The following is a 13,229-nucleotide window of genomic DNA, read 5'->3' on the forward strand; positions in this document are numbered from 1 at the left end:
GGTAACATGAAGTTGCCATTAGTAAATAACAGCACAAAAATTTATAAAACCGGTATACCTAAATGTAAGGTTTGAAATGAACTATACAAGATGCTATGGAAATAATAAAAGATAAGAGGCAACTGGATGCTCCACATGTAGCCGATTTTTTAGAGCTCTATAGTTGTGAAGATGATACAATTCTGCTTGCTGACTGGTCCGGCGTGGTAGATGCAACCAGGGCACGAAAAGGATGTAATGCTGTACTTGATACATTACAGGAGAGGCCGCACACAAAAATCTTAAACAACAACACCAAAGTGACAGGGCATTATCCGGGTGCTATTAACTGGGTTGGTAAAGTCTGGTTCCCGAGTATGTATGATCTGGGGACACGGTATTTTGCGTGGGTTTATTCGCCGGCTATTTATACGCAGTTGAGTACAGATGAAATAATAAAATTGAGTTCTAAGGTAGAAATCCAGACGTTTTACCAGGTAACAGACGCATGGGACTGGCTGATTTCAATTCCTTAAAAAGCGCTGACCTATAGTTGCATTAACCTAACAATCCTAAAGGAAAAGACTTTATAACAATAGTCAACACAGCCGCAAACTATACGTATAGCTGTACATAAATATAGCATATCATGCAATCGAACGACAATCATTACTTTGTATACATTTGCGGAGGCCAACCCGATAAAAACCTGCAGATTGGTACTGCAGGCAACCTGCAACAACACTTGCAGCAAATGCAGCCGCAAAACGACACCCAACCTAAAAAACTTGTTTATTACGAGCACTACGACCGCGAAGCCATGGCACTTGCCCGCGAAAGACAGATAAAAGAGAGCAGTCCGAACGATAATTATCGGCTTATAGAGTCCATGAACCCGAACTGGCTTGACCTGAGCGATCTGCTTTAACCAATTTCCGGCAATTTAAAATCAGTTGTAACTATTACCGGCCGATGGCAGAAAACCGGGTTGGGGCGGGTATTTTTTGTACCTTTGTGTTACATCTTTTTTATAAATGAGCCTTAACTCCGGATGCTGCAAACTATAAGTCGCCTACGCGAGAATATAAGACTACAGCTAGTAGTAGTTCTTGTTGGTGTTTTGCTCTTGGTTGCCAAGTTCGTAGCGTACTTTCTTACCAATTCCAATGCCATCCTTACAGATGCCCTTGAGTCAATTATTAACGTGGTTGCAGGTGGGTTTTCGCTTTATAGCCTGGTTTTGTCAGCAAGGCCGCGCGACGAGAATCACCCGTACGGGCACGGCAAAATAGAATTTATAGCTGCTACACTTGAGGGCTCTCTGATCCTGGTTGCTGGTAGCATCATTATTTTTAAGTCGGTATATAACCTGTTTGAGCCCCAAACGCTGCAGCAACTTGACATAGGAATAATGCTTACGGCCGCCACTGGTATAGTTAACTACATAATTGGTTATATAACAGAGCGTAAGGGTGCATCTGTTAATTCATTGGTTTTAGTAGCAGGAGGGAAGCACCTGAAATCAGATGCCTACTCTACAGCCGGTATACTGGTGGGACTTTTGCTTATTACCTTTACAGGCTTTATTTGGTTGGATAGTCTGGTAGCTGTAATTTTTGGAGGAATCATCTGCTACACAGGTTATAAGATCCTTCGTTCATCAGTGGCCGGTATAATGGATGAAGCCGACTACGAACTACTGCAGCGTATCGTAACAATTCTAAACGAGAACCGTCGCGAAAACTGGATCGATATACATAATCTTCGGGTTATCAAATATGGCGCAACATTGCACATCGACTGCCATTTAACTGTTCCGTGGTACCTGAATGTGCTGGAGGCGCACGACGAAGTAGAAGCTCTGGGGGCCCTTGTCCGTGAAAAGATAGATCCAAGTATTGAATTATTTGTGCATACCGATCCGTGCATAGAGCCCTCGTGCAGCATTTGCTCCAAGCAGGATTGCCAGGCCCGTCAGCACGATTTTACAAAACAAGTACCCTGGGATTTTGAAAAAGTGATCTCCGACCGGAAGCATAGCCTGTACTAGCAACTATAGTTTGGTGTGTAGTTAAACTAATCCTCTGGTTTCCTGTTGTCGTAGATATACTAGATACACTCAAAACTATGGCAACTCTTTTTTATCTTTTCCTGCCTTTTTTTCTTTTCCTCAGTTCTTGTTCTCAAGCTGAAACTAAGACAGATGATGCATTAACTATAACAGATGCAAACCTGGCACAGATCGATACTGCCGGTCTTGCGAAAGCCACTTTTGCAGGCGGTTGTTTCTGGTGCACCGAAGCCTATTTTGAACGCTTAAAAGGAGTAGAGGCTGTTATTTCAGGATATTCCGGTGGGAGCGAACGCAACCCGACGTATGAGCAGGTTAGTTCCGGTTTATCGAGTCATGCTGAAGCCGTTCAGGTATATTATAACCCCAAACAAATAACTTATTCGGAGCTGGTAAAAGTATTTTTTGATACCCATGACCCAACCACGCTGAACCGACAAGGCCCAGACATTGGAAAACAGTACCGGTCTATTGTTTTTTATCGCACACCCCAGGAAAAAACAATCGTTACGGACTATATCAAGAAGCTGAATGAATCAGGCAAGCACAAAAACAAAATCGTAACTATAGTTCAGCCATTCAAGCAGTTCTGGCCGGCCGAGGCCTACCACCAGGATTATTATGCTCGTAACCCGTCAGACCCGTATGTAGTGAGTGTGGCCCGTCCTAAAGTGCGTAAGTTCGAAGCAGCCTATAACCAAAAGCTTAAGCCCGAATACAGGAAATAGAATATATGCTATCTTAATATAGCTTTTTAGCGTAGTATGAAGTCTAGTGAATTTAAACTCTAAAAAAATAAAACTATGGACTTCATTATTAACCTTTTAGTGACAGCAGCTGTAATTTTGCTTCTGTCTTATGCTTTGTCGAGTGTGCACGTAAAAAGCTTCTGGACAGCACTTTGGGTTGCCTTCCTGACTGCGATTTTGACTGCAACTATAGGCTGGTTGTTGGGTGGCTTGCTTAACCTGGTAACTTTCTTTTTACTGGAAGCGATTGTAGGGCTTATAGTTACGGCCCTGATGCTGAAGCTGGTAGATATGATGGTCAGTAACTTTAAGCTGGACGGCTTTTTACCGGCAATAATTATTGCGGTTGCTGTTGCCATTGCCTTAGCTATAGTTGGCTGGTTAAGAGGCGAGAACGATGAGGAGTATGCTAAATTAGATGAAAAGCCGCGCACTGAGCAGGTTTATCAGCAAGCATAAACTATAAAATAATATCTTAAAAGCCTGAGCAGTTTATCTGTTCAGGCTTTTTTGTTAAGCAACTTGTAAACTTCTGATCAGCTTAAGCTATAAGGTATAGTTCGTTTCTCCCGGCTGCTTTGCATGGCAAGTTCAATTATCCTGATCGTATTTCGGGCCTGTTCCGGTTTAACTTCAAATTCTTCACGGCCAACTATAGCATTGTATACATTCTGGTATAAGCCAGTGTAGTCGCCTGTTTCACTTTCAATTTTTCCATTAAAATGGAGTCCGTTAAGTTCTGTGTTCAGTGTACCCCAAAGCTCTTCAGGTTCCCGGCCCCAGTTTGTTGCCACGGCAGTAGGGAAGGAGCCAGCCTTTAAATCAGACTCCTGCACATCCATTCCATATTTTATAAATGAGCCTTTAGTGCCATGTAACATAAAGTGCGGACCAGTTTCACGAACCAGCATACCGGCTTTTAATATGGCTTTCAGGTTACCGTAAAATAAAACCACTTCAAAATAATCCGGAACCTGAGAGCCTGTTCGCTGCGTTTTAATATCGGCGTAAACCTGCTGAGGTTCTCCAAACAGCACCAAGGCCTGGTCTATCAGGTGTGCGCCTAAGTCGTAAAGTATTCCGGCGCCAGGCAGATTTTCTTCCTTCCAGGTATCTTTTTTTAATTCACCCCTGAACCGATCAAAGTGTGCTTCATACTCTATGAGCTTACCAAGCAGGTTGGCTTCCAGAACTTTCTTAACAGTCTTAAAATCACTGTCCCAGCGGCGGTTCTGGTAAACGGACAGTACTTTTTGCTTTTCCTTTGCCAGCGTGATCAATGCATCAGCTTCTGAACTGGAAACGGTAAATGGTTTGTCAACCAACACATGCTTCCCGGCAAGCAAAGCTGCTTTTGCCAGACTATAATGTGTCGGGTTTGCAGTCGCAATTACTACAAGATCTATCATTTCATCTTCAAAAATAGCCTCTACAGTTTCTACAATCATAGTTTCCGGATACCGCTGCCGTGCTAACGCAATACTTTCAGGTCGGCTGGCTTTAATTTTCTGAAGATTAAGTCCAGCTACATTGGAAATGAATGGGGCATGAAAAAGCCTTCCGGACATACCAAAGCCAAGTAAACCCACATTTATAGTTACTTCCATATGATTTGACAAGATAGAACAAGGAGGGTAAAGATAAAAAAAAGCGCCTCTATAGTTACAAACCATAGAGGCGCTTATAAGCAGTTAAAGAATCAGTTTTAAGGCATTAAAAGTCAAAGAAATCACTTAAGAACGATTCTTTCTTTTTGTGTGGATGTTTATTTTCACGTCCGTATTTATCGTAACCATAGCGTTTATAGTCCGAATCGTAGTTTTCTTTTTTAGAATAGTGTTCACCGGAGCGCTCAATGATTTTTTCCAGTTCACCGCGGTCGAGCCAGATTCCGCGGCATTTTGGACAATAATCAATTTCAACTCCGTTTTTATCGCTCATTAAAAGCGTTTCATTGCATGTAGGGCAGTTCATATTCTGTATAGTTTGTTAAAAATAAATATACTTATCTTACCGCAGATTCACCAATCAGTAAAAGCAACTATAGCTTTATAGAGTAGCATCAGCGACAAACAGTAGATTTGATGTGATGAACAGCACCAAGTTAACATCAGTCTCTATTTAACATAAAGTATAATATCAGTGACACTTATTTAACTCGTATAAATCAGTCTTATAATTTATATTATGTTAAGTAGCGTGTATGGCATGTAAAAAGGGAGGCTATTATAACCTCCCTTTTCCTATTGAGTACTAACTAAATTACTTCAGTTTCTTGTTGATACGCTCTGCATCTGCCTTACGGCCTAAGCGAGTATAAACTGACATCAGGTTCCTAAGTGTAGACTGATCTTCTGGCTGAAGCTCAATTGCTTTCTCGAAATATGGTACTGATGCCTGGAAATGCTTGTTTGCTTCTGCCTCTATTGCTTTTCCTTTTTTCTGGTAAGTTGCATAGTCCATTTTCTCCGCTTTCTTAGATACTGCTACACCCTTGTTAAATTCAAGTACTGCCAGGTTATAGTATGCATCAAAGTTTTTAGGATCCAGTTCTATAGCTTTCTGGTAGCTTTTGTAAGCTCCGTCTATGTTGTTTTTCTTCTCCTGCAGGTTACCTAACACGGCATAAAGGCTGGCGTTGTTAGGATCAGCCTGGATCGTTTTCTCCAACTTAGCCATTGCTTCGTCACCACGGTCGTTTTTCAGGTAATAACGAAGTTCTTCCTGCATCAGGTAAACGCTGTTCGGATATGCTTTTAAACCTTCGGCAAGTGCATTCATTACCTGCTCGTCACTGGCTTGCGACTCCTGCAGCAGCTGTACTTTTGTTTTATAAGCGTCTTCGTCAGCTTTACCGCTGGCAATTAACTTATCGTAAAAGCTGATAGCTTTTGGATAGTCCTTGTTATTTATAGCTGCATAAGCACCATATTTAAGCGCAGTCGTATCTCCTGGTTTAGCCTTAAGCGCTAACTCATAGTTAACTATAGCTTTGTCCCAAACCTGGCTGTTATGGAATTCTACTGCCTGGTTCAATAACTGGCCGTATAGCTGGTCTAATTTTGCAGGAACCTGCTTGCCGTACTGTCCGTCTTTTCCATCCAGTGCAATCGTCTTTTCATAAGATTCAAACACAATGTTCGGTGTCTGATCAGTAGCTAATTTACCATATAACGGGTGACCGATGATATCCTGATAAATAGTACCGCGCGTAAACCAGGTCTTAGCTTTATCTTTTGTCTTGTCGTGTGCGATGGCCTGGTCTATAGAAGCTTGTGCTTTATCCAAGGTGCCGTTTTTCTGGCTAAGGATGGCACTGTTCACAGCCGAGTTCTGTGCGCTAGCCACTGAAATGGTAGCTGCTGCCAATGCAGTTAAGAGTACTTTTTTCATGCTCGTTTATGAAAGGTTTGTATTTGTTGTTTAACGTTAATTGAATGCAAATAAATTCCTGACTGGCAATGTTTTATGCTTCTTCAGTTGTTTCAGGATCTATCAAAGTATCTGGTTGTAGGGTTTCCTCAGGTTCTAACTCTGATTGTTCCAGTACAGCTTTTTCCATCTCCTCTTCGGCATCCATCTCTACTTTAGCTACGGAAGAAATCTGGTCGCCGTCATTCAGTTTAATAAGGCGCACACCCTGGGTGGCACGTCCGATAGTACGAATGTCGGAAACATTTAACCTGATCGTTATACCTGAACGGTTTATGATCATCAGGTCATCTGTGTCAATTACCCCTTTAATGGCTACCAGTTTACCGGTTTTATCCGTTACGTTCAGGGTTTTAACACCTTTACCGCCACGGTTTGTAATGCGGTATTCGTCTAAGATGGAGCGCTTGCCATAACCGTTTTCAGATACTACCAACAGCTCAGTCTCATTGCTTTCTACACAAACCATACCAACTACTTTATCTTCCGGTCCGGCTAGTGTTACGGCTCTTACACCGGCAGCGTTACGTCCCATAGGGCGTACCTGCGATTCGTTAAAGCGTATGGCTCTCCCCGATCCTAGCGCGATGATTATTTCGCTGTTACCGGTTGTAAGCTGCACATCAAGCAACCTGTCGCCTTCGTTTATAGTTATGGCGTTTATACCATTTGTTCTCGGGCGTGAGTAAGATTCCAGTACCGTTTTTTTGATCGTACCTTTCTCTGTAATAAATACCAGGTTGTGGTTCAGGATATAGTCCGGATTTTTCAGGTCGTGTACGTTTAATACAGCGCGAACTTTATCTTCTTTCTCAATCTGGATAATATTTTGTATCGCACGTCCTTTGGTGGTCTTCCCTCCTTCCGGGATCTCGTAAACCTTCAGCCAGAACACTTTACCGAACTCAGTAAAGAACAACATGTAGTTGTGCGTACTGGCAACAAACAAGTGTTCCGTAAAGTCAGTCTCTTTAGATGCAGCCACTCCACGCGAACCAATACCGCCACGGCTCTGGCTACGGTATTCACTCAACGATGTACGTTTGATATATCCCTCATGCGAAATGGTAATAACCATGTTCTCTTCCGGGATCATGTCCTCGTAAGAAATATCGCCTGTGCTGGCTTCTATGCTTGTGCGACGTATATCACCGTAGCGTTCCTTAATTTCAGCTAATTCATCTTTGATGATCTGCATACGAAGCGTTTCATCGTTCAGGATAGATGTCAGGTAATCGATCAGTTTCATGATCTCTGCATATTCTGCCTGAATTTTGTCACGCTCAAGGCCTGTAAGGCGCTGTAAACGCATGTCAAGTATAGCTCTTGCCTGGATCTCTGATAAGCTGAAACGCTCCATCAAACCGTTGCGTGCAATTTCCGGATCACGTGAAGAACGTATCAGGTTAATTACTTCGTCCAGGTTATCAAGCGCAATCAGTAAGCCTTCCAGGATGTGTGCACGTTTCCTTGCTTCTTCCAGTTCATACTGCGTTCTGCGGATCACTACTTCGTGACGGTGTTCCACGAAATGCACAATCAGGTCTTTCAGGTTCAGCGTCATCGGGCGACCTTTTACAAGGGCCACGTTATTAACGCCAAACGAAGACTGCAGAGCTGTATACTTGTAAAGGTTATTCAGTACAACGTTCGGAATGGCATCGCGCTTCAGGTCGTAAACTATACGCAGACCATCGCGGTCAGACTCATCACGCAGGTCCGAAATACCTTCAATTTTCTTTTCGTTGATAAGCGCTGCCGTTTTCTCGATCAGGGTAGCCTTGTTTACCATATAAGGTATCTCGGTTACAATGATCTGCTCTTTACCAGATGGCAGAGTCTCGAAAATGGCACGACCACGCATCAGCACACGGCCACGGCCAGTCTCAAATGCAGACTTAACGCCATCGTACCCGTGAATGATACCACCAGTCGGGAAATCCGGCGCCGTAATGTACTGCATCAGTTCAGTAATGGTAATATCACGGTTGTCAATGTAGGCAACTATACCGTTTATAACCTCGGTTAAGTTATGCGGTGCCATGTTGGTAGCCATACCTACTGCAATACCTGATGTTCCGTTTACCAGCAGGTTCGGGAATTTGGCAGGCATTACGCTCGGCTCCTTCAGGGAGTCGTCGAAGTTAGGCACGAAGTCTACTGTGTTCTTATCCAGGTCGTTCAGCAGTTCGTCAGCAATGCGCTTTAAACGTGCTTCCGTATAACGCATGGCAGCCGGCGAGTCACCGTCTATAGATCCATAGTTACCCTGGCCATCCACAAGCGGGTAACGCAGCGACCATTCCTGGGCCATACGCACCATAGTTTCGTAAACCGAGGAGTCACCGTGCGGGTGATACTTACCCAACACCTCTCCTACTATACGGGCTGATTTTTTATAGGCTTTGTTATACGATACCCCAGTTCAGACATACCATAAAGGACACGGCGATGCACCGGCTTTAATCCGTCCCGAACATCGGGTAAGGCTCTCGAAATGATAACAGACATTGAATAATCGATATACGCGCCGCGCATTTCGTCTTCAATGTTTATTGGTATTATTCTTTCGCCTTCATTCATGTTTCGAAGTATAAATAATTGGTTTTTATTAAAATGTAATATTCAGGCAATTTAGCAAAAATCAGCGTTTAGCTATATATAGCTTAGCTCTTATTTTTGCTCTTATCCTTTTCGTTCTTTGGCTGTTTTTTTTGTTTTGGCATTTTTTCGCCGTATTTCATATGCTGTTTCTTCCAGATAGGCACTCCACGGTATACTCCTTCGCCATGCGTATGTACCATGCGTACCTGGCAGGGACCGATCGGGCAGGCTGGTTTACAGGATAAAACAGATAGGGAAATAAATGAGATAAGGATAAGAAGTAGAATCCGGTTTGTAGCCATGCTGCTGGGTTTTAGAGAGCAACGAAATAAGTGAACGCTCTCATATCCTAAACAGACAAATTTACACTTTTTTACGCACAAAAACCAGCTTTCAGGCGTTATACTTTGATGTTTTGGGCGTATAAAATCACTTTTATTGCGGGTGAAATCCATTGATCGTGAAACCTCCATCTACAGCCAGCGTCTGGCCAGTAATATACGCTGCTGCAGGCATACATAAAAAGGCAACAGCGGCTGCTACATCTTCCGGTTTTCCAATCTTTCTGAGGGGTGTTCTGTTAATTACATTGTTGTAAAATTCCTCGTTTTGCAAAACCGTCTGGGCCAGTGGTGTGCTGATATACCAGGGAGCAACAGCGTTTACGCGGATACCATCTTTAGCCCATTCTGCAGCAAGGTTGCGGGTAAGTTGGGTGAGTGCAGCTTTCGTCATGCCATACACGCTGCCTGTGCGCACATGAGTAAGTCCGGCCACAGATGTAACATGTATAATATTCCCTTGCTCTGATGCAGCCAGTAGCGGGTAAAACAACCTGTTCAATTCAAATGCTGATCTAAGGTTGGTGTTCATTATAAAATCAAACTCTTCTGAACTATAGTCAGCAGTTGGCTTCCGGATGTTAGTGCCCACATTGTTTACCAGGATATTCAGGCTGCCCCAATTCGTTTCTACCCAGCTAAACAGTTGCCCCTGCCCTTCGGTCGTACTCATATCGGCAGCCAGCACATGCAAAGTGCCTGCAGCGCTTGCCTGAAGTTTCTGCAGGTCTTCCTGCTTACGGGCAACTGCTAGTACTTCTGCCCCAAGTGCTAAAAACTCATTGACTGTAGCTTCTCCAATACCTTTTGAGCCACCCGTAACTATAGCTTTTTTACCTTGTAATGACCATCTGTTGTTATTCATCTGTATTATTGTTAGAATATATTTCGTAAATTGTTAAGCTAATAAAATATATAGCTTAATAAAGGTATATATGTTTAAGGAGTAACTTAACTAAGTTTAAACAACTACTATCTAATGATCATGGTTAAAACTATATTATCCGCTCTGTTGCTTTTCACAACAAGCTTTGTCATTGCTCAATCACCAGTCCCAGAGGCAGAGGCTGCAAGACAAAACCTAAGAGATCTTAGCGACAATAACAATATTACAGGGGTTATTAAATCTTTCGATAGGCCCTACGAAGGTATAAAGGGCACTCCATTTTTTGGCAATACCTGGAATAAGACATCGCTTTCTTATCAGAACAAGGTAATTGAGATTAAAGCTGTAAAATATAATGTTTATGATAATAACATTTTGTTTAAGGACAAAGATGGAAAAGAACTAATTCTAGACGTTGATAAAATTCCTTATTTTATAATGGTTGATTCTGTTACACAGATGCCACTCGTTTTCAAGAAGTTGAATTCAGTTGGCAAATTTGCTCCAACCATGACAAATAAGTTCGCTTTAGTTTTGCATGAAGGTAAAGCTGGAAAGCTGATAAACATTCCAGAAAAAATTCTTTTAAAGGCAAATTACAAAGGTGGGTATAACTCTGGCAGGGCATATAATGAGTTCGTTTCAGATCAAAGCTATTACTTTATAAAAAATGATATACCCGAAAAAGTAAAGCTTAATAAGAAAAGTTTGCTGAGTATTGTTCTGGGTAAAGAGAAAGAAATAGAAACTTATTTGAAAACTGAAAAAATAGATGCAGGTACAGAGCAAGGATGGGTAGAGACGCTTACTTACTATGAAACACTTTAAATAAGAAACTTAACAAACAGAGCAGGCTCCTGTCCTGCTCTGTTTGTTAAATGCCTTTTATTCTATTCCAGTAATCTTTAAAATAATCCTTATCGATATCCGGCCGATTGTTGATTTCCTCAAAGCTCAGCGAGCCATCCGGGTTTTTCTGAACATGGTACACAAACACATAAGTACCACCTTCTGCGCGCCAGTCGTCAAATTTACCAAAACGCAGGTCATTTATTAATATGCCGTTTTCTGCCGGAACCACTGTATAGTAACCTTTTGTGATTTCGAGGAGACGCCGAAGCTTTGGGTTGCCCAGGTAAGGTTGCAGCAGGTGTTTGTTCTGTGGTTCGTAACTATAGTTTATAATTTTGTTCTTATCCAGAAGTGAGTAAAAGCCGTGGTAAAAGCCTTCTTTTCCTTCGGCCGTTACGGACCAGAAAATAGTATTCAGCGGCGTTGGTTTGCTAATGTACGAATTATAGCTTATGCCCTGCTGCTGAAGGTTCTGCTCGAACACGTTATTGGCTGAAGCTTTAGCTCCGAACGAAAATAGCAGGTATGCTGTGCTAAGGCCAAGCCCCATATAGTTTAAGATCCTGCGCTTTTGGCTGCTACGGTTATAAAAGGCTGCTGCCAGCACACATAGCATGAACGGAACAGTATACAGCGGATCGATAACGAAAATATTGTAAAAAGCTACGCCGTAGGTACTGAAAGGCCAGAAAAGCTGAGTTCCCCAGGTAGTGCAGGCATCAAGCAAAGCATGGGTTGTAAACCCGAAAAAGAAGAGCAACGTCCAGGGTAAAACGCCAAGGTTATCCTTCTTATATAACTTATTCAGAAGCCAGCCAAGAACAGGCGACATTATAAAAGCGAAAAGAAACGAATGTGTTACAGACCTGTGAAAGGTTAGCTCTCCAACCGTATCCAGTAATGGGCTTGCCAGTACGTCCAGGTCCGGAATGGTACCGGCAATAGCACCCCACAGGAGGGCCTTATTTCCAATTTTTTTGCCGGCAACCGCTTCGCCAACCGAAGCACCCAGTATAATTTGTGTAAGAGAATCCATAGGTATAGTCCGTAAAAACATTTGCCGCTACCTTTAAGCAAAGTGTGGCGGCAAATGTTTTCTTACTCAGGAGTATTTATTTGATGATCGGCATACGCTTAAACTCCTTTGTTCTGTCGAAGAGATAGCGGAATGTGCCGTGTGTTTTATAGATACGACTGCCCAGTTGTTCTACTAAGTGCATCATTTTAGGGTTAAAATCACCGATCCAGTTCATTTGCAGGTCCACATAAGGCAGGCTGGTATTACCCTGTATTATTCTTCCCGCTTCTGTAACCATGGCAGCTTCCACACCTTTACTCTGATGCTCCGGCGTAATACCGAACACAATACCATACATGGTTTTGCAGGCGCCTCTCCACTTATGAAAAATGAATTTAAGCTTACCCCATAGATCCATCTTGCCGTTTACAAACCTGAACAGCCTGTTCAGCTCCGGAATGGCTATAAAGAAACCGACAGGTTCATTATCATAGTATGCAAACCACATGATATTTTCATCAATAACCGGCTTTAAAGTCCGCATTACAGTGGCAGCCTGCACTTCAGTCATCGGTTTTACCCCTTCGTGCTTCGCCCAGCCTTTGTTGTAAACCGTCCTGAAATCCTCGGTATACTTCGCCAGGTTCTTCTTATCCATGTGCTCAAACCGATAAGCCGGATCAGCTAAAACACGCTTTGCTTTCTCGTAATATTTTTCAGGAAGCGGATCGTTTACCATGCGGTGATACGTGTACTGGTTAAAGTACAGGCCAAATCCATAATTCTCGAGCAGGCGCTTGTAATACGGGTAGTTATAATGCATGCCATAGTTGGGTGGGTAAAAACCATCTATCAGCAGCCCCCACCATTTATCACGGTCTCCCAGGTTTATGGGGCCATCCATAGCTTCCATGCCTCGTTCCTGCAACCAGTTTTTACACGCATCCAGCAACAAGTTAGCAGCTTGCTGGTCATCTATACAATCAAAGAAACCCATGCCACCAGTCGGCTGATCGCCACCATGTGATGTTTTAGGGTTGATAAATGCAGCCACCCGACCGATCAGTTTGCCTTTATCATCTTTCAGTACCCAACGAATAGCTTCACCATCGCGGAGGAGCCTGTTCTTTTTTGGGTCAAAAACGCCAAGCACATCTTTATCTAAGGGGCGGATATAGTTCTTGTCTTTTTTATAAAGATCGAGCTGAACCTGCAGGAAGGCATTTTCTAGGGCAGGTGTATTTACTTCGATGAGTTGCATAGTTTGTTGAACCGTTAAGATCAGATATCAAAATAA

Annotated in this window: 13 protein-coding genes and 1 pseudogene; 6 read left to right on the forward strand and 8 right to left on the reverse strand. The window is 42.8% G+C overall.

Annotated elements, in window-relative coordinates; all coding sequences use genetic code 11:
* Positions 1–95: 95 nt before the first annotated feature.
* The 5 genes from GSQ66_RS04290 (at position 96) to GSQ66_RS04310 (ending at position 3,258) form a co-directional block, all read left to right on the forward strand.
* Complete coding sequence (locus GSQ66_RS04290; RefSeq protein WP_162426328.1) at positions 96–515, forward strand: hypothetical protein; 420 nt, start codon at positions 96–98, stop codon at positions 513–515.
* A 113-nt stretch (positions 516–628) separates the two neighbouring features.
* On the forward strand, positions 629–907 hold the full coding sequence (locus GSQ66_RS04295; RefSeq protein ID WP_162426329.1) for a GIY-YIG nuclease family protein: 279 nt from the start codon (positions 629–631) through the stop codon (positions 905–907).
* A 123-nt stretch (positions 908–1,030) separates the two neighbouring features.
* Positions 1,031–2,029, forward strand: a complete 999-nt coding sequence (locus GSQ66_RS04300) for a cation diffusion facilitator family transporter (protein ID WP_162426330.1) — start codon at positions 1,031–1,033, stop codon at positions 2,027–2,029.
* Between the two features lie 77 nt (positions 2,030–2,106).
* Positions 2,107–2,778: a peptide-methionine (S)-S-oxide reductase MsrA gene (gene msrA, locus GSQ66_RS04305; RefSeq protein ID WP_162426331.1), complete on the forward strand. Its 672-nt coding sequence runs from the start codon at positions 2,107–2,109 to the stop codon at positions 2,776–2,778.
* A 75-nt stretch (positions 2,779–2,853) separates the two neighbouring features.
* Positions 2,854–3,258, forward strand: coding sequence for a phage holin family protein (locus tag GSQ66_RS04310; protein ID WP_162426332.1), 405 nt, complete (start codon positions 2,854–2,856; stop codon positions 3,256–3,258).
* A 77-nt stretch (positions 3,259–3,335) separates the two neighbouring features.
* On the opposite strand, the gene GSQ66_RS04315 is transcribed toward GSQ66_RS04310, so the two are convergent.
* From GSQ66_RS04315 to GSQ66_RS04340, 6 genes and pseudogenes are all read right to left on the reverse strand, one after another.
* A complete protein-coding gene (locus GSQ66_RS04315; protein WP_238395806.1) occupies positions 3,336–4,418 on the reverse strand; it encodes an oxidoreductase in 1,083 nt (360 codons plus the stop codon).
* Positions 4,419–4,512: 94 nt separating this feature from the next.
* A complete protein-coding gene (locus tag GSQ66_RS04320) occupies positions 4,513–4,740 on the reverse strand; it encodes a TFIIB-type zinc ribbon-containing protein (RefSeq protein ID WP_238395807.1) in 228 nt (75 codons plus the stop codon).
* A gap of 321 nt (positions 4,741–5,061) precedes the next feature.
* A complete protein-coding gene (locus GSQ66_RS04325) occupies positions 5,062–6,192 on the reverse strand; it encodes a tetratricopeptide repeat protein (protein WP_162426334.1) in 1,131 nt (376 codons plus the stop codon).
* Between the two features lie 73 nt (positions 6,193–6,265).
* Positions 6,266–8,814: pseudogene (gene gyrA, locus GSQ66_RS04330) on the reverse strand (DNA gyrase subunit A).
* 83 nt (positions 8,815–8,897) lie between these two features.
* Entirely contained in the window at positions 8,898–9,137 is a 240-nt protein-coding gene (locus tag GSQ66_RS04335) for a hypothetical protein (RefSeq protein WP_162426335.1), read from the reverse strand.
* A gap of 133 nt (positions 9,138–9,270) precedes the next feature.
* Positions 9,271–10,041 carry an SDR family oxidoreductase gene (locus GSQ66_RS04340; protein WP_162426336.1) on the reverse strand — a complete coding sequence of 257 codons (771 nt, stop codon included), beginning with the start codon at positions 10,039–10,041 and terminating at the stop codon, positions 9,271–9,273.
* Positions 10,042–10,155: 114 nt separating this feature from the next.
* On the opposite strand from GSQ66_RS04340, the gene GSQ66_RS04345 reads away from it, so the two are divergent.
* Positions 10,156–10,890 (forward strand): hypothetical protein, encoded by a 735-nt coding sequence (locus GSQ66_RS04345; RefSeq protein WP_162426337.1) that lies wholly within the window; start codon positions 10,156–10,158, stop codon positions 10,888–10,890.
* A 46-nt stretch (positions 10,891–10,936) separates the two neighbouring features.
* On the opposite strand, the gene GSQ66_RS04350 is transcribed toward GSQ66_RS04345, so the two are convergent.
* Together GSQ66_RS04350 and GSQ66_RS04355 are read right to left on the reverse strand one after the other, a co-directional pair.
* The gene (locus tag GSQ66_RS04350; protein WP_162426338.1) at positions 10,937–11,950 is read right to left on the reverse strand and encodes a metal-dependent hydrolase; all 1,014 of its coding nucleotides are present in this window, start codon (positions 11,948–11,950) and stop codon (positions 10,937–10,939) included.
* A gap of 76 nt (positions 11,951–12,026) precedes the next feature.
* On the reverse strand, positions 12,027–13,193 hold the full coding sequence (locus tag GSQ66_RS04355; protein WP_162426339.1) for a hypothetical protein: 1,167 nt from the start codon (positions 13,191–13,193) through the stop codon (positions 12,027–12,029).
* Positions 13,194–13,229 lie beyond the last annotated feature (36 nt).

This window comes from Pontibacter pudoricolor, from assembly GCF_010092985.1.
In the GTDB taxonomy this organism is placed as follows: Bacteria; Bacteroidota; Bacteroidia; order Cytophagales; family Hymenobacteraceae; genus Pontibacter; species Pontibacter pudoricolor.